This window comes from Achromobacter sp. 46006 (genome assembly GCF_059761975.1).
In genome coordinates this window covers 171,017-191,548 of sequence record NZ_JCBANN010000003.1, presented here as the reverse complement: position 1 = coordinate 191,548, position 20,532 = coordinate 171,017, and the positions used below count along the sequence as shown (strand labels likewise).

The 20,532-nt window shown below is 65.5% G+C and carries 19 protein-coding genes; 7 read left to right on the top strand and 12 right to left on the bottom strand.

Annotated elements, in window-relative coordinates; all coding sequences use genetic code 11:
- Positions 1–64: 64 nt before the first annotated feature.
- Positions 65–1,411, bottom strand: coding sequence for an NADP-specific glutamate dehydrogenase (gdhA, locus tag AC6LKG_RS03250; RefSeq protein WP_498162674.1), 1,347 nt, complete (start codon positions 1,409–1,411; stop codon positions 65–67).
- A 450-nt stretch (positions 1,412–1,861) separates the two neighbouring features.
- Positions 1,862–2,650: an exodeoxyribonuclease III gene (locus tag AC6LKG_RS03245; protein ID WP_498162673.1), complete on the bottom strand. Its 789-nt coding sequence runs from the start codon at positions 2,648–2,650 to the stop codon at positions 1,862–1,864.
- 134 nt (positions 2,651–2,784) lie between these two features.
- On the opposite strand from AC6LKG_RS03245, the gene pyrE reads away from it, so the two are divergent.
- Positions 2,785–3,474 (top strand): orotate phosphoribosyltransferase, encoded by a 690-nt coding sequence (gene pyrE, locus AC6LKG_RS03240; protein ID WP_498162671.1) that lies wholly within the window; start codon positions 2,785–2,787, stop codon positions 3,472–3,474.
- Between the two features lie 57 nt (positions 3,475–3,531).
- On the opposite strand, the gene AC6LKG_RS03235 is transcribed toward pyrE, so the two are convergent.
- From AC6LKG_RS03235 to gatC, 5 genes are all read right to left on the bottom strand, one after another.
- On the bottom strand, positions 3,532–4,005 hold the full coding sequence (locus AC6LKG_RS03235) for a type II toxin-antitoxin system VapC family toxin (RefSeq protein WP_498162670.1): 474 nt from the start codon (positions 4,003–4,005) through the stop codon (positions 3,532–3,534).
- On the bottom strand, positions 4,002–4,247 hold the full coding sequence (locus tag AC6LKG_RS03230) for a hypothetical protein (protein WP_049076933.1): 246 nt from the start codon (positions 4,245–4,247) through the stop codon (positions 4,002–4,004). Before AC6LKG_RS03230 ends, AC6LKG_RS03235 begins: the two co-directional genes overlap by 4 nt.
- 127 nt (positions 4,248–4,374) lie before the next feature.
- Positions 4,375–5,832 (bottom strand): Asp-tRNA(Asn)/Glu-tRNA(Gln) amidotransferase subunit GatB, encoded by a 1,458-nt coding sequence (gatB, locus tag AC6LKG_RS03225; protein ID WP_498162668.1) that lies wholly within the window; start codon positions 5,830–5,832, stop codon positions 4,375–4,377.
- Positions 5,833–5,834: 2 nt separating this feature from the next.
- Positions 5,835–7,376: an Asp-tRNA(Asn)/Glu-tRNA(Gln) amidotransferase subunit GatA gene (gene gatA / locus AC6LKG_RS03220; RefSeq protein WP_498162667.1), complete on the bottom strand. Its 1,542-nt coding sequence runs from the start codon at positions 7,374–7,376 to the stop codon at positions 5,835–5,837.
- Positions 7,377–7,379: 3 nt separating this feature from the next.
- Entirely contained in the window at positions 7,380–7,688 is a 309-nt protein-coding gene (gatC, locus tag AC6LKG_RS03215; protein WP_175135054.1) for an Asp-tRNA(Asn)/Glu-tRNA(Gln) amidotransferase subunit GatC, read from the bottom strand.
- 228 nt (positions 7,689–7,916) lie between these two features.
- Here gatC and AC6LKG_RS03210 point away from each other — a divergent pair, with 228 nt between their 5' ends.
- The 5 genes from AC6LKG_RS03210 to rodA all read left to right on the top strand — a co-directional run bounded on the left by AC6LKG_RS03210 (position 7,917) and on the right by rodA (position 13,564).
- Entirely contained in the window at positions 7,917–8,960 is a 1,044-nt protein-coding gene (locus AC6LKG_RS03210) for a rod shape-determining protein (protein WP_006216320.1), read from the top strand.
- Between the two features lie 84 nt (positions 8,961–9,044).
- Entirely contained in the window at positions 9,045–9,929 is an 885-nt protein-coding gene (mreC, locus tag AC6LKG_RS03205; protein WP_498162665.1) for a rod shape-determining protein MreC, read from the top strand.
- Complete coding sequence (gene mreD, locus AC6LKG_RS03200) at positions 9,916–10,485, top strand: rod shape-determining protein MreD (protein ID WP_498162663.1); 570 nt, start codon at positions 9,916–9,918, stop codon at positions 10,483–10,485. The genes mreC and mreD overlap by 14 nt, the downstream gene beginning before the upstream one ends.
- Before the next feature lie 17 nt (positions 10,486–10,502).
- Entirely contained in the window at positions 10,503–12,431 is a 1,929-nt protein-coding gene (gene mrdA, locus AC6LKG_RS03195; RefSeq protein ID WP_498162662.1) for a penicillin-binding protein 2, read from the top strand.
- Positions 12,428–13,564: a rod shape-determining protein RodA gene (gene rodA, locus AC6LKG_RS03190; RefSeq protein ID WP_498162660.1), complete on the top strand. Its 1,137-nt coding sequence runs from the start codon at positions 12,428–12,430 to the stop codon at positions 13,562–13,564. Before mrdA ends, rodA begins: the two co-directional genes overlap by 4 nt.
- A 545-nt stretch (positions 13,565–14,109) precedes the next feature.
- Here the strand turns inward: rodA and AC6LKG_RS03185 are convergent.
- The 5 genes from AC6LKG_RS03185 to argB form a co-directional block, all read right to left on the bottom strand.
- Positions 14,110–15,159: an Ldh family oxidoreductase gene (locus AC6LKG_RS03185; protein WP_498162658.1), complete on the bottom strand. Its 1,050-nt coding sequence runs from the start codon at positions 15,157–15,159 to the stop codon at positions 14,110–14,112.
- 9 nt (positions 15,160–15,168) lie between these two features.
- Entirely contained in the window at positions 15,169–16,662 is a 1,494-nt protein-coding gene (locus AC6LKG_RS03180) for a DASS family sodium-coupled anion symporter (RefSeq protein ID WP_498162656.1), read from the bottom strand.
- Between the two features lie 298 nt (positions 16,663–16,960).
- A complete protein-coding gene (gene slmA / locus AC6LKG_RS03175; protein ID WP_236755536.1) occupies positions 16,961–17,536 on the bottom strand; it encodes a nucleoid occlusion factor SlmA in 576 nt (191 codons plus the stop codon).
- A 54-nt stretch (positions 17,537–17,590) separates the two neighbouring features.
- Positions 17,591–18,337, bottom strand: coding sequence for a pyrimidine 5'-nucleotidase (locus AC6LKG_RS03170; protein WP_498162654.1), 747 nt, complete (start codon positions 18,335–18,337; stop codon positions 17,591–17,593).
- Complete coding sequence (gene argB, locus AC6LKG_RS03165; RefSeq protein WP_498162652.1) at positions 18,337–19,239, bottom strand: acetylglutamate kinase; 903 nt, start codon at positions 19,237–19,239, stop codon at positions 18,337–18,339. Before argB ends, AC6LKG_RS03170 begins: the two co-directional genes overlap by 1 nt.
- Before the next feature lie 334 nt (positions 19,240–19,573).
- Here argB and AC6LKG_RS03160 point away from each other — a divergent pair, with 334 nt between their 5' ends.
- A complete protein-coding gene (locus tag AC6LKG_RS03160; protein WP_498162650.1) occupies positions 19,574–20,362 on the top strand; it encodes a MetQ/NlpA family ABC transporter substrate-binding protein in 789 nt (262 codons plus the stop codon).
- The last annotated feature ends 170 nt before the right edge of the window (positions 20,363–20,532 follow it).

The window sequence follows — 20,532 nt, the reverse complement described above, 5'->3', positions numbered from 1 at the left end:
GGCTGTTCGAGCCTGCCGCCTTTTCTGTCGCTGCGCGCTGGCGCCCGGGGCGCCGGCCTGTCGATCAGTACAGGCCCTGCTGGCGCATCGCGTCCGCAACCTTGACGAAGCCGGCGATGTTGGCGCCGTCCAGGTAGTTCACGTATTCGCGCTCGCTGTGGCCGTGGCGCACGCAGTTTTCGTGGATGTCGCGCATGATGGCGTGCAAGCGCGTGTCGACCTCCTCGCGGGTCCATGACAGGCGGGCGGAGTTCTGGGCCATTTCCAGGCCCGACACGGCCACGCCGCCGGCGTTGCTGGCCTTGCCCGGGGCGTACAACACGCGGGCGGCGATGAAGGCCTTGGCGGCTTCCAGGGTGGCGGGCATGTTGGCGCCTTCGGCCACGCATTGCACGCCGTTCTTGATCAGCGTTTCGGCGTCGGCCAGTTCCAGTTCGTTCTGGGTGGCGCAGGGCAGGGCCACGTCCACCGGCACGTGCCAGGGGCGCTTGCCGGGTTCGTAGACCAGGCCGAACTGGCGCGCGTAGGCGTCCAGGCGGCCGCGCAGGTCGTTCTTGATGTGCATCAGCGCCACCAGCTTCTCGTGGTTGAAGCCGGCTTCGTCGACCACCGTGCCGTTCGAGTCGGACACGGTCACGACCTTGGCGCCCAGCGCCATGGCCTTCTCGATGGCGTACTGGGCCACGTTGCCCGAGCCCGAGACGGACACGCGCAGGCCGTCGAACGACTTGCCGACGCGCTTGAGCATTTCCTCGGCGAAGTAGACGGTGCCGTAGCCGGTGGCTTCGGGGCGGATCAGGCTGCCGCCGAAGGTCAGGCCCTTGCCGGTGAAGACGCTGGCGGTGGAGTTCGACAGCTTCTTCATCATGCCGGCCATGAAGCCGACTTCACGCGCGCCCACGCCGATATCGCCGGCCGGCACGTCGGTGTCCGGGCCCAGATGGCGGTACAGCTCGATCATCAGGGCCTGGCAGAAACGCATGACTTCGGCGTCGGACTTGCCCTTGGGGTCGAAGTCGGAACCGCCCTTGCCGCCGCCCATGGGCAGCGTGGTCAGCGAGTTCTTCAGCGTCTGTTCGAACGCCAGGAACTTCAGGATCGACAGGTTCACCGAGGGGTGGAAACGCATGCCGCCCTTGAAGGGCCCGATGGCCGAACTGTGCTGGATGCGGAAAGCGCGGTTGACCTGCGCCTGGCCCTTGTCGTCGGTCCAGCACACGCGGAACTGGATCACGCGTTCCGGCTCCACCAGGCGCTCTAGCAGGGCGTGGTCAGCGTAGTGCGGGTGTTTTTCGATGAAAGGCCACAGGCTCAGCATCACCTCCTGGACGGCTTGCATGAATTCCGGTTGCTGCGGATCGCGCACGGCGACGCTACGCAGGAAGTCGTCCAGACGCTGCACTTTCAACATGATCTCCTTGGGGGTGCTTCGAATGAGTGCGGGGACGCGCCGTTTTGGGGCGCGATGTATCCGTTTTGGTGCGATCTGCACCGGCATGGTGCGGGATTGTAGGGCTAATTTGTTGCCCTGCGCAAAGCCGGAAAGCACGCCATCGTCTTGATATCAAAGCACTTTTTTCCAATCTTATTGGGGACGTATTTAGCTTTGACGGATGGGTGGAGAACCAGAGACTTCATAGGAGAAGCCATGAGGCATTGAATTCACAGGGAAAATTAATATGTCCCCAATATTATTGGAATCTCGGAGGCGATGCGGGATCGCCGCCTCATAGGGGAATCCAGCCTTTTGGCGGGAAATGGTCCTCATCTTGCGAGGTCAGTTCCGCTTTATGTGTCCCTAATTATATTTTGGTCAGGATCATGCTCGGGCGGCGGAATCCAGTTCCCGCCGCCCGCGTCTTCAGAGCGTCGCGTCGTAGTCGATGGTCAGCGGCGCGTGGTCGGAAAAGCGTTCGTCCTTGTAGATGGCGACGCTGCGGGCGCGGGCGGCGATGCCCGGCGTGGCGATCTGGTAGTCGATGCGCCACCCGACGTTCTTGGCCCAGGCCTGGCCGCGGTTGCTCCACCAGGTGTATTGGTCGGGGCGGTCGTCGATGGCACGGAACACGTCCACGAAGCCGCGCTTGTCGAACACGTCGGTCAGCCAGGCGCGCTCCTCGGGCAGGAAACCGGAGTTCTTCAGGTTGCCCTTCCAGTTCTTGAGGTCGATTTCCTTGTGGGCGATGTTCCAGTCGCCGCAGATGACGAATTCGCGGCCGGTCTTCTTGTGTTCGTGCATCAGCTCGTCGATCCAAGGGCCGAAGCGGTCCAGGAAGCGGTACTTGGCCTGCTGGCGCTCGTCCCCGCTGGAGCCCGAGGGCAGGTAGGCGCTGATGACGGACAGGTTCTTCCAGTCGGCGCGGATGACGCGGCCCTCGGGATCGAATTCCTCGCAGCCCAGGCCGATGCTGACGCGCTCGGCCGCGTCGCGCAGGTAGATGCCGACGCCGCTGTAGCCCTTCTTCTCGGCGTGGTGGAAGTGGCCGGTATAACCCGGCGGATGGCGCAATTCGTCGGTCAGGTCGCTGTCCGAGATCTTGATTTCCTGCAGGCATAGCACGTCGGCGGCGTGCTTTTCCATCCAGGGTTGCAGGCCTTTGCGGAAGGCGGACCGGATGCCATTGAGGTTGATCGACGTGATGCGCAGCAAAGCGGGACTCCTGTAGAGCGGCCAGGAACGGCCGGAACCATGCCAGGAATTTAACCGACTCATCGATGTTGTCCTGGAATGGCCTCGACAGCGGATAAAATGCCGGGGTTTGCCACCTCCCGGATCCCGCTCGCATGTCTGCCGCCCACACCGCCTCCGCCACTTCGCTCGATTTCGTCCGCTTCGCCCTGAACGAAGGCGTGCTGCGCTTCGGCAGCTTCAAGGTGAAGTCCGGCCGCATCAGTCCCTATTTCTTCAACGCGGGCCTGTTCAACAGTGGGGCATCGGTCGGCAAGCTGGCGAGCTTCTATGCCCAGGCGCTGCTGGATTCGGGCGTGGCCTTCGACATGTTGTTCGGCCCGGCCTACAAGGGCATCCCCCTGGCTACCGCCACCGCGGTCGCGCTGGCTAATCATCCGGCCATGCAGGGTCGCAGCGACGTGCCGTTCGCCTACAACCGCAAGGAAGCCAAGGATCATGGCGAGGGCGGCACGCTGGTGGGCGCGCCCCTAAAGGGCAAGGTCGTCATCATCGACGACGTGATCACCGCGGGCACCTCGGTGCGTGAGTCGGTGGAGATCATCCGCAACGCCGGCGCCGAGCCGGCCGCCGTGCTGATCGCCATGGACCGCATGGAACGCGCGGGCGCCGACGACGCGCTGTCCGCGCACTCGGCGGTGCAGGACGTGGCCAAGACCTACGGCATCCCGGTGGTGGCGATTGCCTCGCTGGCCGACATCATGGCGCTGCTGCAGGACGACGCCGCGTTCGCCGAGCACCGCGAGGCGGTGCAGGCATACCGGGCGAAGTACGGGGTGAAGTAAACCGTAGACCCGGCTAGCCGGTTGCGGCAAAAAAAGGCGGCCATGGGCCGCCTTTTGTCATCTAGGCAGATAGCGCGCGGTGGGTTCCGCAACGCCGTGGGGCTGCCCGAACACGGTGACGCCGCTCGCTCGTGCCGCATCCGCCAGCTTGCGGTCAAAGGTGGCCAGGCAGGCCCGATGCCGCATGGACAGTTCGAGATAGCTGGCGTCGTAGGCGGTCAGCCCATGGGCCCGTGCGAGCTGGCAGGTGCGCAAGATACTGGTAGCCGGATCGTACGAGTCGGGGGAAATGGGCAGGCTGTCGAGAAGTTGATTGAATGCGGCGACTTGGCGTTCCGAAATGCGTTGGCTGCGTTCGGCGCGCAAGACGCCGTTCGCGACTTCCACGCGCCAGATGTGCGGCACGGTGTTGTGCGAGCCGTGCGCGACTTCCAGCAGGTGTTGGGCAAGCAGGGATTCGTGGAGGTCAACGCGTTCCAGCAGCCACGCGAGTGCAACTGACGCATCAGGCACCAAATGGATGGTGTTCATTCACGGCCTTCCTCGATCCACGAGCGAATCATCTCGTGGGAAACCGGTGCTGCCGTGGTCAGCCGCTTCATGGCCTCCAGGGCGTCGTGGGCGTCCAGGGACGTCTCGGGCAGGACGGGGGTAAGCCTGGCGCGACGCACGCCATCGACGGCGATGATGAAATGCTGCCCGTTGCTGACAGCCTGCAGGTAGTCGGCGAAGCGGTGCAACAGGTCGTTGCTGCTGATCTCGATGTAGTTCATGGCCAAGTCTCCGGCGCGAAATCGACCGAACCATTCTTGGCCAAACAAAAAGCCGCGGCAAGATGCCGCGGCCTTCGGTTCGGTCTGATACTGCGCCGGTCCTCGTGATGACGGGCCGGCGCGGGGATCAGCTACCCAGCTTCTGCTTGAGCAGGTCGTTGACCTGCTGCGGGTTGGCCTTGCCGCGCGCGGCCTTCATGATCTGGCCGACCAGCGAGTTGAACGCCTTCTGCTTGCCGGCGCGGTACTCCTCGACGATGGCCGGATTGGCCACCAGCACCTCGTCGATCATGGCGCCGATGGCGCCGGTGTCACTGATCTGCTTGAGGCCGCGGGCTTCGATGATGGCGTCGGGCTGGCCGCCGTTCTCGCCGGCCCACATGGCGCCGAACACTTCGCGCGCGATCTTGTTGGAGATGGTGCCGTCGATGATGCGGTTGATCAGCGCGGCCAGGGCCGGCGCCTGCACCGGCGCGTCGGCGATGGCCTTTTCTTCCTTGTTCAGGGTGGCGGCCACTTCGCCCATGATCCAGTTGGCGGCCAGCTTGGCCTGACCGGCCGGCAGCGCGTGCGCCACGGCTTCGAAGTAGGCGGCCAGGTCGCGGCTGACGGTCAGTTGCGCGGCGTCGTAGGCCGGCAGGCCGTACTCGGATTCGAAGCGGGCGCGCTGGGCGGCCGGCAGCTCGGGCATGGCGGCGCGGACCTCGTCGACCCATTCGCGCGAGATCACCAGCGTGGGCAGGTCGGGATCGGGGAAGTAGCGGTAGTCGTGCGCGTCTTCCTTGCTGCGCATGCTGCGGGTTACGTCGTGGTCGGCGTCGTACAGGCGGGTTTCCTGGACCACGGTGCCGCCGTCCTCGATCAGCTCGATCTGGCGCCGCGCTTCATAGGTGATGGCGCGTTCCAGGAAGCGGAACGAGTTGACGTTCTTGATCTCGGTGCGGGTGCCGAATTCCTTTTGGCCGACCGGGCGCACGGAGACGTTGGCGTCGCAGCGGAACGAGCCTTCCTGCATATTGCCGTCGCAGATGCCGAGCCACACCACCAGGCTGTGCAGGGCACGGGCGTAGGCCACGGCCTCGGCGGCCGAGCGCATTTCCGGTTCCGTGACGATTTCCAGCAACGGCGTGCCGGCGCGGTTCAGGTCGATGCCGCTGGCCGGCGAGCCGTTGGCCAGGGTGAAATTGTCGTGCGAGGATTTGCCCGCGTCTTCTTCCAGGTGCGCGCGCGTCAGGTTGACGGTCTTTTCTTCCTCGCCGACGAAGAACGACAGCGAACCGCCCACCACCACCGGCAGCTCGTACTGGCTGATCTGGTAGCCCTTGGGCAGGTCCGGGTAGAAGTAGTTCTTGCGAGCGAACACCGAGCGCGGCGCGATCTCGGCGCCGACCGCCAGGCCGAAGCGGATGGCGCGTTCGGCGGCGCCGCGGTTCATGACCGGCAAGCTGCCCGGCAGGGCCAGGTCGACCTCGTTGGCGTGGGTGTTGGGCGCGGCGCCAAATTCGGTGCTGCTGCCCGAAAAGATCTTGGAGTCGGTGGAAAGCTGGGTGTGCGTTTCCAGGCCGATGACGATTTCCCAGTTCATGCTTAGGCGTCCTGCTGGGCCGGCGTGGCCTTGTGCCACGTCGTGACTTGTTGGTAGCGGTCGGCGATGGCCAGGAGGCGGCCTTCGTCGAAGTAATTGCCGATGATCTGCAGGCCGACGGGGCGCTTGGCGCCGGCGCCGGTGCCGAAACCGCAAGGGATCGACATGGCCGGCAGGCCTGCCAGACTGACGCCCAGCGTGTAGACGTCGGCCAGCCAGTCGGCGGTGGGATCGTCGCGGTTGTCGCCGATGTTCTTGGCGACCGTGGGGGTCACCGGGCCCATGATGACGTCGCACTGGTCGGCGAAGGCACGCTGGAAGTCCTGGGCGATCATGCGGCGCAGGCGCTGGGCCTGCAGGTAATAGGCGTCGTAATAGCCATGCGACAGCACGTAGGTGCCGATCAGGATGCGGCGCTTGACCTCGTCGCCGAAGCCTTCGGCGCGCGAGCGGCTGATCATCTCGTTCAGGTCGCCGTACTGCTTGGCGCGGTGGCCGTAGCGCACGCCGTCGTAGCGCGCCAGGTTGCTGGAGGCTTCGGCGGGGGCGATGACGTAGTAGGCGGGGATGGCCAGCTCGGTGCGCGGCAGCGACACCGGCACGCGCACCGCGCCCAGGGCCTCGAACTGTTCCAGGGCGGCCTGGACCGCGGCGGCCACATCCGGCGCCAGGCCGGCGCCGAAGTATTCCTCGGGCACGCCGATGCGCAGGCCCTTCAGGGGCTGGCTGCCGGCGGCGTCGAATTTGCCTTGCGCGGCATCGAAATCGCGCCGCACGCGGCCCGGCTCGTTGGCGGCGGCATCGCATTTCTCCAGGCTGGTGGCGTCGCGCGGATCGAAGCCGCTGATGACATCCAGCAGTTCAAGCAGGTCGCGGCTGCTGGGGGCCAGGGGGCCGGCCTGGTCCAGGCTGGAGCCGAAGGCGACCATGCCGTAGCGCGACACGGTGCCGTAGGTCGGCTTGATGCCGCTGACGCCGCACAGCGCGGCGGGCTGACGCACGGAGCCGCCGGTGTCGGTGCCGGTGGCGGCGGCCACCAGGCGGGCGGCGACGGCCGCGGCCGAACCGCCCGACGAGCCGCCGGGCACGGCGGCCGGATCCCAGGGGTTGCGGACCGCGCCGTAGGCCGAGTTCTCGTTGCCCGAACCCATGGCGAATTCGTCGCAATTGAGCTTGCCCAGCGACACGGCGCCGGCGGCCTGCAGGCGCTCGACCACGGTGGCATCGAACGGGCTGACGTAGCCGTCCAGCATCTTGCTGCCGGCGGTGGTGCGCCAGCCGCGCGTGACGAAGGCGTCCTTGTGGGCGATGGGCACGCCGGCCAGCGGACCGGCATTGTCGGCGGCCAGCGCGGCATCGGCGGCGCGGGCCTGGGCCAGCGTCAATTCGGCGTCAATATGTAAGAAGGCGTTCAGGCCGCTGGCCGCCTCGGCGGCCGCCAGCGAGCTTTGCGCCAGTTCGACGGCGCTGACCTGGCGTTGGGCGAGGGCCGCGCGCAGGGCGGCGATCCCCTCGAATTGGGTATGCAGGGCGGGTTGGGTCATGGCTTAGTCGAGAACCTTGGGGACCAGGAAAAGGCCGTCCTGGGCGTCGGGGGCGTTGGCCAGCAGTTCGGCGCGGCGAGCCTCCGAAGCGGTTTCGGTGACGGCGTCCTGGCGCAGGCGCAGCACGATGTCCTCGTGGGCCGACAGCGGGTGGGCCAGGGGTTCGACGCCCTGGGTGTCAACGGCCTGCAGCCGTTCGATCAGGTGGAGGATGCCGTTGAGTTCGGCCTGCGCGTGGGCGCGCTGGTCCGGGGTCAGTTCGATTCTGGCCAGCCTGGCAATGCGGGCCACATCTGTGTCATTGAGCGCCATGGGGAGTGCGAATATCGAGAAGCGGAGGCCGCGGGGCGGGACTGGGCAGTATGCACATGCCAAACCCGTTACAAAGCTTGAATAGCCTGCATTTATGCGCTATTTCCTGGGAAATTATAAGTTATGATTCACGGTTTAATCGCCGTGATGACAGGCGCACCCTGGCTTTCCTGGGTCGTACGCCCCGCGGCATGACCCCAATTCCCCCCAGAATTTAGCTGAGCTCCCATGTTCGGATTCCTGCGCAGTTATTTTTCCAGCGATATGGCGATCGACCTCGGTACCGCCAATACGCTGATCTACGTCCGCGGCAAGGGCATCGTGCTCGATGAGCCCTCCGTGGTCGCTATCCGTCATGAAGGCGGGCCTCACGGCAAGAAGATCATCCAGGCCGTCGGCCACGAAGCCAAGCAGATGCTCGGCCGCGTTCCCGGCAACATCGAGGCCATCCGGCCCATGAAGGACGGCGTCATCGCCGACTTCACGGTCACCGAGCAGATGCTCAAGCAGTTCATCCGCATGGTGCACCCCCGCAATATGCTGGCGCCCAGCCCGCGCATCATCGTCTGCGTGCCCTGCGGGTCCACCCAGGTCGAACGCCGCGCCATCCGCGAATCGGCCCTCGGCGCCGGCGCGTCCCACGTATTCCTGATCGAAGAACCCATGGCAGCCGCCATCGGCGCCGGCCTGGCCGTCTCGGACGCCAGCGGCTCCATGGTCGTGGACATCGGAGGCGGCACCACCGAAGTGGCGGTCATCTCGCTGGGCGGCATGGTCTACAAGGGTTCGGTGCGCGTCGGCGGCGACAAGTTCGACGAGGCAATCGTCAACTACATCCGCCGCAATTACGGCATGCTGATCGGTGAACCCACCGCCGAACTCATCAAGAAGGAAATCGGCTCGGCGTTCCCGGGTTCCGAAGTCCGCGAAATCGAAGTCAAGGGCCGCAACCTGGCCGAGGGCGTTCCGCGCAGCTTCACGGTCTCGTCCAACGAGATCCTGGAATCGCTGACCGACCCGCTCAACCAGATCGTCTCGGCCGTCAAGATCGCCCTGGAGCAGACGCCGCCCGAACTGGGCGCCGACATCACCGACAAGGGCATCGCCCTGACCGGTGGCGGCGCGCTGCTGCGCGACCTCGACCGCCTGCTGCAGGAAGAAACCGGCCTGCCGGTGGTGGTCGCCGATGATCCCCTGACCTGCGTCGTGCGTGGTTGCGGCGAGGCGCTGGAACACCTTGAGAAACTGGGCGCCATCTTCATCAACGACTAATCCCGCCCGCCAGCCCGGAGCCCCGCTTTTCCACGGCTCCGGCCGCTGCGGGGGCAGCGGGCGCGGGTGCCCGGGCTGAAATTCATGCAACGACAAGGGACACCTCCCCTATTCAGGCGCGGCCCTCCGGCAGAGGTGCGGCTGGTCATCCTGGTTGTCCTCGCACTGGCTTTGATCATCATGGATTCGCAGTGGCGCATGCTGGAACCGGCGCGCCGGGCGATGTCCGTGGCGCTGTATCCCTTCCAGCGCGCCGTCATGGCGCCGCGCGACCTGGTCCAGCAGGTCAACGAGTGGGTCAATGCCGCCAACCTCATCCGCAGTGAAAACGAAGCCCTGCAGCGCCAGCGCATCGAACTGGCCCAAGTGGCCACGCACGCCGCGCAACTGGCTGCCGAAAACGCCCAGTTGCGCCGCCTGCTTGGCGTGACCGACACGGTGGCGCAATCCGCGGTGGTGGTCGAGGTGCTGTACGAACCCTCCAACGCGTTCAACCAGCGGCTGGTGTTCAACAAAGGCAGCAAGGCCGGCCTGGCGCCTGGCATGCCGGTGATCGACGAAGGCGGCGTGGTCGGCCAGATCGTGCGGGTGACGCCGATGACCGCCGAGGCCGCCCTGGTCACCGACGAGCAGGTTTCGATTCCGGTGCAATTGCTGCGCAATGGCTTGCGGCTGATCGCCTTTGGCGGGAACTCTCCCGGCAAGATGGAGGTCCGTTACCTTGCCGCCAATGCCGACATCAAGGAAGGCGATACGATCGTCACCAGTGGTGTCGGCGGCCTGTTTCCGGCCGGCCTGCCGGTGGCCAAGGTGACCTCGGTCGAACGCGATACCGCATCCGGCTTCGCGCGCGCGATATGCGAGCCACTGGCCCACCCTGAACGCTATCGCCACTTCCTGGTCCTTCAGGTGGATGTGGAACGTGCCGAGTCCAACCGTCAGGAGGTCGATTCCGGTGGATCGGACTAACCAACAAGCTTCCGGCCAACCCCGCCGCCGGCTGGGCACGCCCAGCAATGTGCAGCCCGAGCGCCTGTCGGGCCCGGCGCACGCTGTGTTCGTCTGGGGCACCATCCTGCTGGTGTGGCTGGTGTCGCTGCTGCCGTGGCGCCTGTGGCAGGGCGCGCCCGACGTGCTGATCCTGATCATCGCCTTCTGGTGCGTGCATGAGCCGCGGCGCATCGGCCTGTTCACCGCGTTCTGCTTCGGCTTGCTGATGGACGTGCACGATGCCGGCCTGCTGGGCGAACACGCGCTGTCCTATACCTTGGTCGCCTATGGCGCCGTGGTGCTGCATCGCCGCCTGCAACGCTTCGATCTCTGGAGCCAGGCAATGCATATGTTGCCGGTCTTCCTCATCGCGCGGCTGCTGACCCAGGTCATCCATGCCTGGCTGGCCGGCAAATGGCCGGGCTGGGATTGGAGCATCAGCGTGGCCATTACGGCCGCCCTGTGGCCGCTGGCGGGCTGGGTGCTGCACTTGCCGCAGCGCGCCGACGACGACGCCGAATCTTCTTCCGCCTGACGGCGGCGCCGCGTCCCATGTTCGAATTCAAGAAAACCGGCCAGCAGCAGAAGCAGCGCTTCCGCTTGCGCGCCTGGGTGGGCGGCATCTTCGCGCTGGCCTGCTTTGGCGTGCTGGTGGGGCGGTTCTGGTATTTGCAGGTCGACCGCTACGAAGGCCTGTCCGAGCGCGCCGACCGCAACCGCATCGCGGTGGTGCCGATTCCGCCGCGACGTGGCGAGATCCTGGATCGCAACGGTGAGGTGCTGGCCCGCAACTACCGCACCTACACGCTGGAAGTGGTGCCGGCCCAGGCCGGCAACATGAACGCCTTGTTCGAGCGCCTGACCCAGGTGGTCTACATCAGCCCGGCAGACCAGCGCCGCTTCAAGCGGCGCGCGGCCGAATCCAGCCGCTATGCCAGCCTGCAACTGCGCAACAATCTGAACGATACCGAGGCGGCCTGGTTCGCCGCCCACGCCTTCCAGTTCCCCGGCGTCGAGCTGCGCGCCCGTTGGGTGCGCGAGTACCCGCAAGGGCAGTCCGCCGCCCACGTGGTCGGCTATATCGGCCGCATCGCCGAAGGCGATATCGAGGAACTCGAGCGCGGCGGGCAGTTGGGCAACTATCGTGGCACCGACGTCATCGGCAAGAAAGGCATCGAGAAGACCTGGGAAGAGGCGCTGCATGGCCGCACCGGCCTCGAAGAAGTCGAAGTGACGGCTGGTGGCCGGCCGATGCGCACCCTGCGCCGCATCGATCCGGTGCCCGGGTCGGACATCATGCTGTCGATCGACATGGGCCTGCAGAAAGTGGCTGAGGAAGCCTTCGAAGGCCAGCGCGGCGCATTGGTGGCGATCGATCCCGATACCGGCGAGGTTCTGGCCTTCGTGTCGCAGCCGTCGTTCGACCCAAACCTGTTCGTCGACGGCATCGACGTGGACAACTGGCGCATGCTGAACGAGTCGCCGGACCATCCGCTGATCAACCGGCCGCTTTACGGCACCTATCCGATCGGCTCGACCTACAAGCCCTTCGTCGGCCTGGCGGCGCTGGAACTGGGCAAGCGCCGCGCCACGGACCGCATTTCCGACCCGGGCTATTTCGAGTTCGGCGGGCAGAAGTTCCGCAACGCCGGCGGGGCCGCCTATGGCATGACCGACATGCACAAGGCCATCGTGGTGTCGTCGGACACGTATTTCTATTCGCTTGGCCCCGAGATCGGCGTGAACGCGCTGCACGATTTCACCAAGCAGTTCGGCTTCGGCCAGATCACCGGCATCGATCTCGAAGGCGAGAAACGCGGCGTGTTGCCGTCCACCGAATGGAAGCGCGCGGCTTACAAGGACAAGGAACGCCAGCGCTGGTACGCTGGCGAGACCATTTCGGTGGCGGTAGGCCAGGGTTACAACGCGTTCACCCTGTTGCAGTTGGCGCAGGGCACTTCGACCCTGGCCAACAACGGCCTCTACCGCCGTCCGCACCTGGTGCATGCGGTGCGCGATCCGCGCTCCGGCGTGGCCAAACCTTCCGAGTCCGCGCCCGACTACCGCATCCCGCTCAAGCAGGCCAACGTCGATGTCATCAAGAACGCCATGGCCGATGTCGTGCGGGTCGGCACCGCGCGCCGCGCTTTCGCCAACGCGCCGTACCAGGCCGCCGGCAAGACCGGCACGGCCCAGGTGTTCAGCCTGCGTGGCGGCCATTACCGCGCCAGCGCCATTGACGAACGCTTGCGCGACCATGCGCTGTTCATGGGCTTCGCGCCGCTCGAGCATCCCCGCATCGCGGTCGCGCTGATCGTCGAGAACGCCGGCTGGGGCGCCAGCGTGGCCGCGCCGGTGGCGCGCAAGGTCTTCGACTACTGGCTGGCCAAGGAGCGCCAGGACAAGGTCGCGGGGCCGGACCGCAACGCATCCCTGGCCTCGGTCGAAACCATAACTTCCGACGTGGTGCGCCAACGATGAAGCGTCTCGGCCTTATCCTGCTGCGCATCTTCACGGCCTTCGACTGGCCGCTGCTGGCGATTCTGCTGATGTTCGCCGCGCTTGGCCTGACCGTCATGCATTCCGCGGTGGGCGGCACCGACTGGCGCTTCGCCGAGCAGTCGCGCAATTTCATCATCGCCTTCTTCGCCATGTGGACCATGGCGCTGATTCCGCCCAAGTGGCTGATGAAGCTGGCCCTGCCGTTTTACGTAGTGGGCGTGGTGCTGTTGCTGGGGGTGGAGTTCTTCGGCGAAACCAGCAAGGGGGCGACGCGCTGGCTCAACCTGGGCGTGACGCGAATCCAGCCGTCCGAGATGATGAAGATCGCGGTGCCCATGATGCTGGCCTGGTACTTCCAGCGCCACGAGGGCGCGGTCCGGATCCGCGACTTCCTGGCCGCCGCCGCGATGCTCGCGGCCCCCTTCGCCCTGATCGTGCTGCAGCCCGACCTGGGCACCGCGCTGCTGGTGTTCGGCGCCGGTTTCTTCGTCATCTACTTCGCCGGCCTGTCATTCAAGCTGCTGGTCCCGGTCATGCTGGCCGGCATCATCGCCATCGGCACGCTGGTGTATTACGAAGACCAGTTGTGCGAACCGGATGTCAACTGGGTGGTGCTGCACGATTACCAGAAACACCGCGTCTGCACGCTGCTCAATCCCAGTTCCGATCCGCTCGGCAAGGGTTTCCACACGATCCAGTCGATGATCGCCGTCGGTTCGGGCGGTGTCTACGGCAAGGGCTACATGAAGGGCACCCAGACCCACCTGGACTTCATTCCGGAACGCACGACCGACTTCATCTTCGCCGTCTACGCCGAGGAGTTCGGCCTGTACGGCGGCATTGCCATCCTGGTGCTGTACGGCCTGATGATGGCCCGCGGCCTGACCATCGCTTCGCGCGCATCATCGCAGTTCGGGCGGTTGCTGTCCGGGGCGTTGACGATGATGCTGTTCATTTACGTGTTCGTGAATGTGGGCATGGTGACGGGGATTCTGCCTGTCGTTGGCGTGCCATTGCCGTTCATGAGCTATGGGGGGACAGCCTTGTTCACCATGGGGATCGCGTTTGGGATCATGATGAGCATCAGTCGGCATCGGTCGGTCAAAAGCTGAGCGTTTTGCGTCGTAGGCCGCCCGGTGCGGGTGGCGCACGGGTGGGCGCGCCTACGATTGCGGCCCGGAGCGTTCGCTCCGGACTTCCCCTTACTCAACCTCGTTGCCGCCTACGGCGGCTGCCTTCGGTTTCCGTCGGGCGCATCTGACGGCGCGGCCACCCGTGCGCCACCCGTCCCGGGCTACCGGTTTCGAGAAATGTGGCGCTGCTGCAGCGCGGGGTAAGGAGAGAGTCTTGCGTCGCCCGCCGTTGACGGCCGCGCGGGCGGCCATCAACGTCATACATGATGTGAGGCGTCGGGGTGGTGTTCGCTGCGCGCCAATTTCTCGACGCCCCTCATCGCGTATGCCCCAAAAGGCCGCCCGCGCGGCCGGCTTTGGGCGGGCCTCGCAAGATCCTCTCCTCCATTCCAGCCGTTGGCAAAAACGCCAAGTACACAGCTCGTCCCTGCAATGGCGAAACCAAGACGACATGAGCCCGCCAACGCAACGGGCGGCTCAAGAACCCTTGAGCCGCCCGCAAATACCAACAACCTACAAACCCCTCAAGGCAACGCGTCAGCCACCCCAACGTCCGCGGCCAGCTTCTTCAACCCCTCCCAGATGGGCGGCGCAAATTCCAGCGAATCCGCGTTCAGCTCCCGATTGCGGGCTTCATACTCGCCCGGGTACTGAACCCTATCCACGCCCGGTTGCGGCGGGCAGGCATGCAGGTAGTCGATGAACGCGCCCACCTCCATCGAGCGCCAGTCCGTATTGAAGTCCACCTGCGGATCCAGCAGCAGCGCGAACATGTTGTTCGTGGCCACCCCGTTGCGCGGGTGTTCCGGCTGGATCGTGCCGCCGCCGGACAGCACGCCCGCCAGCAGCTCGGCCACCAGGCCCATCGCGTAACCCTTGTGGCCGCCGAACGGCAGCAGCGCGCCCGGCGGATCGGTGAACAGCGCGCCCGGGTCCGTGGTCGGGTTGCCTTGCGCGTCGATCAGCGATCCCGGCGGCGCCTGTTCGCCCTTGGCCGCCAGCACGCGCGCCTTGTTCACCGCGATCGAGCTGGTCGCCATGTCGACGATGAACGGCGGGCGGCCACCCGGCAGCGGTCCGGCAAAGCACAGCGGATTGGTCGTCAGGCAGGCGCGTGCGCCGCCGAACGGCGCCACCGTGGGCGAGCGGTTGACCACGTTGGTGAAGGCCAGCAGGATCAGGCCCTTGGCCGCCACCATCTCGCCATAGTGGCCCATGCGGCCCAGGTGGTGGCTGCGGCGTAGCGTCAGGATGCACTGGCCGTGCGCCTGGGTGCGCTCGATGGCCTTCTCGATCACGACCTTGCCGATGTACTGGCCCAGGCCGTTGTGGCCGTCATAGGCCAGCATGGCGCCGCGGTCATTGAGCAGCTCGGGACGGCCGTCGGCCTGCGCCAGGCCTTCGCTCAGCACCCGGCGGTAGTTGGTCAGGATCGACAGGCCGTGGCTGGTGTAGCCGACCCGGTCGGACTCGACCAGGTGCTCGGCCACGTCGCGGGCGATGTCTTCCGGCACGCCTTGCGCCATCAGCACGCGGCGGCCGTATTCATTGGCTTGGGCGATGGAGATCTTCATGATGCGACCTTACAGCCAGCCGAGCCAACGCCAGTAGGTCATGCCCATCAGCATCATCAGCGCGTAGCCGATGATGGTGACCAGGATGCCGACCTTGGCGAACTGCTTGGCGTTGAAGGTTTCCGTGCCCAGGCACACCATGTTCTGCGGCGCGTTGATCGGCAGGATGAAACCGTAGCTCACCACGAAACCCAGCAGCATGGTCATGCCCAGGCGGCTGAAGTCGCCCGGCAGCGTGGCCAGCACCGAGATCAGGATCGGCAGCATGGCCGAGGTCAGCGCGGTGGCGCTGGCAAAGCCCAGGTGGATGATGATCAGGAAGGCGGCCAGGATCGCGAAGATGGCGAGCGGGCCGAGGTGGTCCAGGCCGGTGTGCGCCACCACCTGGTTGCCCAGCCATTGGCCGGCCTGCGTGGTCAGCAACGCGGTGCCCAGGCTGATGCCGACGCCGAACACGATCACGGTGCCCCATGGAATGCGCGATTGCACGTCTTTCCAGGTCATCACGCCAAAGCGCGGCAGCAGCAGCAGGACCAGGCCGAAGTAGGTGGTGGAGGTGGTGTCGAACTTGTGCAGCTTGCCTTCGGTGGACCAGAACAGCAGCAGCATGACGGACACGGCCATCAGGCGCTTCTGCGCGCCGGTCATGGGGCCGAGTTCGAGCAGCGATTTCTCGACGGCTTCCTTGCCTCCGGCGATGCTGTCGCTTTCCGGCGGCAGCAGCTTGAGCACGATGACGATCAGCACGGCTGACATGATCAGCGACCAGGGCGCGCCGGCGATCAGCCAGTCCGACCAGGCCACGCGCTGGCCCAGCATCTTCTCCATGAAACCGACGGTCAGCAGGTTCTGGGCGGCGGCGGTCTGGATGCCGACGTTCCAGATGCTGGTGGCCTGCGCCACGATGATCATGATGCCGGCGGCGATGTTCGAGCGCCGGTCCACGCCGAAGGCCGCGATCACGCCCATCATGATGGGCACCACGGCGGCGCTGCGGGCGGTGGCGCTGGGCACCACCAGGCTCAGCACGATGGTCACGGCGATACATCCGATCAGGATGCGGCGCGTGCTGGTGCCGACCTTGGACAGCGTCACCAGCGCGATGCGCCGGTCCAGCCCGGTGAAGGTCATGGCCGCGGCGATGAACAGCGCCCCGGTCACCAGCGCCAGCGCCGAGTTGGAGAAGCCTGTCAGCGCCATGCTGATGGCGGCCGATGTGCCATAGACGACCTGAGGGTCCTTGACGGTGGGCGCGGTGCCCAGCAGGAAGGCCATCAACGTCGTGATCATGATCGCGCTGGCTTCGTAGGACACGGCTTCCGTGATCCATACCACCACCGCGAACGCCAGGATGGCCAGCATGCGATGGCCGGCGACCGGCAGATCGGCAGGCAATGGCAACATCAGCACGCCGATCATGACGAGGAAGCCGGCCACCAAGCCGATCGGGATTTTGCTTTTCTTGGGGGCTTGCGAGGCAGGGACAGCGGTTTCCGCGGTCATATCCATCTCCGGTTGAGGTCAAACTGGCGGTACGCCGCTCTCAAGCCTGGGGCTCGATCAAAGCGAAGTACCGACGCTACAGAATGATCGTGACGGCATTAAGGAAAACCCGTATTGATGCGTGTCAATCAGAGAAGCAATCGTACTTGTCGGAAACCTGATCAGGGGATTATGCTCGTCGGCTCGCGATCCCCGCAACCCTGCGAATGTTGCGTAAATACCAACAAATAAGGGCGTGTCAGGGGCTTCTGCGCATTAATTCGTTCGTGTTGACAAGCGAATAGGCCACAGGCCGACGTCAACCAAGGGCCAGGCGCAACTGTTCGTCCAGGTGCAGCGTGGGGGCGACGCGCCAGCCGCTCTGGGCATAGCGCAACCAGCGCCCCAGCACCAGGTGGGTCAGCAGGCTCGCATGCGCGGCCACGTTGGCTTCGGGCGGCAGGCCGCCATCGGTGACGGCGATGCGCAGCGACTGCTTCAAGGATGCCTCGATGCGGTCGTTGATGTGATTGATCCGTTCCTGCAGGCGGTTGTCCTCGGTGACCAGGGCGTCGCCCGTCAGGACCCGCGTCATGCCGCGGTTGCGTTCCGAGAACGTCAACAGCATCGCCACCGTCTGGTGCGCCTGCGACAGGCCGTAGGGTTCGGCGCTGGCGATCTGGTTCACGAGCGTGAAGATGCTGGTCTCGATGAATTCGATCAGCCCTTCGAACATCTGCGCCTTGCTGGCGAAATGGCGATAGAGGGCCGCCTCCGAGACCGCCAGCCGCGCGGCCAAGGCCGCCGTGGTGATACGCGAGGCGTGCGGCTGCTCCAGCATCTCGGCCAGGGTCTGCAGAATCTGGGTCTTGCGCTCGCCGGGTTTGCTCGCCATGGACGGGTCTGGTTCTACGCAGGCTGACGGTGGAAGTGGGGAAGGCGCTGGCGCTCAACCCCGCAGGGGACGCCGGCGCAGCAGCAGTTCACTGACGGAGTTTACCCGCAAGTCGACATAGGCCGGCCGCTGCGAGCGGCCGCGGGCGAAGGGCGTGCCGGGATGGAACACATGCACGGTACGCAGCCCCGCGCGGCGGGCGCCGCGCAGGTTGGCGAGCGTGTCTTCGACCAGCACCGCCCGGCGCGCCGGCACGCCTTCGCGCGCCAGCACATGGCGCAACAGCGCGGGCGATGGCTTGGGGCGGAATTCACCGTGCAGGCGCATGTGCTCGATGGCCCACAGGCTGTCGAACTGGCGCAGGATGCCCAGCCGCCGCAGCACGGCGCGTGCGTAATGCAGCGGCGCGTTGGTCAGCAGAACCTTGCGGCCGGGCAGTTGCCGCAGCTTGTAGGCCAGCGCTTTCTCGGCGCGCACCAGCGGGTCGACATCGAAGTCATGGCTGCGGTGCAGAAAGGCGTGCGGGTCGATGCCGTGGTGACGCACCATGCCGATCATCGTCGCGCCATAGCGCTGCCAGTACTGCTTGCGCACGGCGTTGGCGGTGTCGATGTCCACATCCAGCGCCTCGGCCACGGCCATGGTCATGCCGCGGTCGATCTGCGGGAAGATGGCGTGGGAGGTATCGTGGAGCGTGTTGTCCAGATCGAACAGCCACAGGCGCTCCGAGGCGCCCGTGGCCATGCGGCGCGAGCGGCGCTGGCGCACCGCCGGCCGCAGCAGGGTGCGCAGCGCCCGCATCAGTGCGAGCTGATCATCGTGCCAACGCCTTGGTCGGTCAGGATTTCCAGCAGCAGGCAGTGCGGCACGCGGCCGTCGACGATGTGCACCGAGTTGACGCCGTTCTTGGCGGCATCCAGCGCGGACGAGATCTTGGGAAGCATGCCGCCCGAGATGGTGCCGTCGGCGAACAGCTCGTCGATGGTCTGGGCCGACAGGCTGCGCAGCAGCTTGCCCGCCTTGTCCAGCACGCCCGGGGTGTTGGTCAGCATCAGCAGCTTTTCGGCGCCCAGCACTTCGGCCATCTTGCCGGCGACCACGTCGGCGTTGATGTTGTAGGCGGTGCCGTCCTCGCCGTACCCAATGGGCGAGATGACCGGGATGAACTGGTCATCCTGCAGGGCCTTGACCACCGCCGGCTCGACCAGGGTGATGTCGCCGACGTAACCGATGTCGATCGGCTCGGCGGGATTCTCCTTGTTGGCCATCAACTTCTTCTGGGCCTGGATCAGCCCGCCGTCCTTGCCGGTCAGGCCCACGGCCTTGCCGCCGACCTCGTTGATCATCATGACGATGTCCTGCTGGACCTGGCCGCCCAGCACCCATTCGACCACTTCCATGGTCTCGGCATCGGTGACGCGCATGCCCTGGATGAAGGTGCCCTGCTTGCCGATGCGGCGCAGCGCGTCGTCGATCTGCGGACCGCCGCCGTGCACCACCACCGGGTTCAGCCCCACCAGCTTGAGCAACACCACGTCATGCGCGAAGCTGCGCTGCAGGCGCTCTTCCGTCATGGCGTTGCCGCCGTACTTGACCACGATGGTTTTGCCGTGGAATCGTCGGATATAAGGCAGTGCTTCGGAGAGCACCGCGGCTTTGACAGCGGGAGACGAGACGGCAGCAGGGTCGGGGGTGTCGGTCATGGCAGCTAAGTCGGCAATAAGTAGGGTATGAAAGTTAGAGGTTGAAAGCCCGCGCCGGTGATGGCGCCAAGGCATCGCCCCCCAATGGGGGCGTGGGGTCCGGCAGTAAAAAATGCCTGCACAGGAACGCGTTGGCAACGCGGTAGCGCAAGCATACGACGGATTGTAGTACCCGCAGGTTTCTTATGCTTTAAACCCATGATCATATGCCCGACAAATAACCGGCATTGGGGTAAATTGGGGGCGTTTTCGCAACGGAGCGCTCCTCACGAGGGGGATTCTCCACACCGGCAGGGCATTTGCCCCCAATTCCTACCTATAAAAGAGGCAACTCATGCGTTTGAATTTCGTCCGTTCCGCCCTGATCGCGTCGGCTTTGCTGGTGGCGGCCACCGCCGCCCATGCCGAAAAAATCGTGGTGGGCGCCACCCAGGTGCCGCACGCCGAGATCCTGGAGGTGGTCAAGCCGCAGCTGGCCAAGGAAGGCGTGGATCTCGACATCAAGGTGTTCAACGACTACGTCCAGCCCAACCTGCAGTTGGTGGACAAGCAGCTCGACGCCAATTTCTTCCAGCACAAGCCTTACCTGGATACCTTCAACAAGGATCGCAAGGCGACGCTGGTGCCGGTCGCGCTGGTGCATGTCGAGCCCTTTGGCGGCTATTCGAAGAAGATCAAGAGCCTGTCCGAGCTGAAGGACGGCGCCATTGTCGCCATCCCCAATGATCCGTCCAATGGCGGCCGCGCGCTGGTGTTGCTGCAGAAGCAGGGCATCATCAAGCTGAAGGACCCGGCCAACATCCTGGCGACCGCCGCCGACGTGGTCGAGAATCCCAAGAAGCTGAAGTTCCGCGAACTCGAGGCCGCCATGCTGCCGCGCTCGCTGGACGACGTCGATCTGGCCCTGATCAATACCAACTATGCGCTGGAAGCCGGCCTGGTGCCGACCAAGGACGCGCTGTTCATCGAAGGCGCCGATTCGCCTTACGCCAACATCCTGGTGACCCGCGCCGATAACAAGGACGCGCCGGGAATCAAGAAGCTGGTCGATGCGCTGCACTCGCCCGAGGTGAAGAAGTTCATTCTCGACAAGTACAAGGGCGCAGTGGTGCCGGCGTTCTGATAGCGGCGGGCCCATCACCCTGTGCACGAACCGCCCGCCGATGCGGGCGGTTTCTTTTCAGGCATCGGCCTGTGTTTGGCCTGGGGCATGACGGAGCGCCGTGGCCTGGCCGCGGGCCGCTTTGCGCCAGGGCGCGGCCAAATGAAAACCGCCCGGCGGGCGGGCGGTCG

Excerpts from the sequence above, each read along its gene's own strand:
- AC6LKG_RS03210 (WP_006216320.1), top strand. The coding sequence starts at position 7,917 with ATGTTCGGATTCCTGCGCAGTTATTTTTCCAGCGATATGGCGATCGAC.
- gatC (WP_175135054.1), bottom strand. The coding sequence starts at position 7,688 with ATGGCGCTCAATGACACAGATGTGGCCCGCATTGCCAGGCTGGCCAGA.
- mrdA (WP_498162662.1), top strand. The coding sequence starts at position 10,503 with ATGTTCGAATTCAAGAAAACCGGCCAGCAGCAGAAGCAGCGCTTCCGC.
- AC6LKG_RS03180 (WP_498162656.1), bottom strand. The coding sequence starts at position 16,662 with ATGACCGCGGAAACCGCTGTCCCTGCCTCGCAAGCCCCCAAGAAAAGC.
- AC6LKG_RS03170 (WP_498162654.1), bottom strand. The coding sequence starts at position 18,337 with ATGCGGGCGCTGCGCACCCTGCTGCGGCCGGCGGTGCGCCAGCGCCGC.
- slmA (WP_236755536.1), bottom strand. The coding sequence starts at position 17,536 with ATGGCGAGCAAACCCGGCGAGCGCAAGACCCAGATTCTGCAGACCCTG.
- rodA (WP_498162660.1), top strand. The coding sequence starts at position 12,428 with ATGAAGCGTCTCGGCCTTATCCTGCTGCGCATCTTCACGGCCTTCGAC.
- AC6LKG_RS03230 (WP_049076933.1), bottom strand. The coding sequence starts at position 4,247 with ATGAACTACATCGAGATCAGCAGCAACGACCTGTTGCACCGCTTCGCC.
- mreC (WP_498162665.1), top strand. The coding sequence starts at position 9,045 with ATGCAACGACAAGGGACACCTCCCCTATTCAGGCGCGGCCCTCCGGCA.
- pyrE (WP_498162671.1), top strand. The coding sequence starts at position 2,785 with ATGTCTGCCGCCCACACCGCCTCCGCCACTTCGCTCGATTTCGTCCGC.
- AC6LKG_RS03160 (WP_498162650.1), top strand. The coding sequence starts at position 19,574 with ATGCGTTTGAATTTCGTCCGTTCCGCCCTGATCGCGTCGGCTTTGCTG.
- gatB (WP_498162668.1), bottom strand. The coding sequence starts at position 5,832 with ATGAACTGGGAAATCGTCATCGGCCTGGAAACGCACACCCAGCTTTCC.
- gdhA (WP_498162674.1), bottom strand. The coding sequence starts at position 1,411 with ATGTTGAAAGTGCAGCGTCTGGACGACTTCCTGCGTAGCGTCGCCGTG.
- AC6LKG_RS03185 (WP_498162658.1), bottom strand. The coding sequence starts at position 15,159 with ATGAAGATCTCCATCGCCCAAGCCAATGAATACGGCCGCCGCGTGCTG.
- argB (WP_498162652.1), bottom strand. The coding sequence starts at position 19,239 with ATGACCGACACCCCCGACCCTGCTGCCGTCTCGTCTCCCGCTGTCAAA.
- gatA (WP_498162667.1), bottom strand. The coding sequence starts at position 7,376 with ATGACCCAACCCGCCCTGCATACCCAATTCGAGGGGATCGCCGCCCTG.
- AC6LKG_RS03235 (WP_498162670.1), bottom strand. The coding sequence starts at position 4,005 with ATGAACACCATCCATTTGGTGCCTGATGCGTCAGTTGCACTCGCGTGG.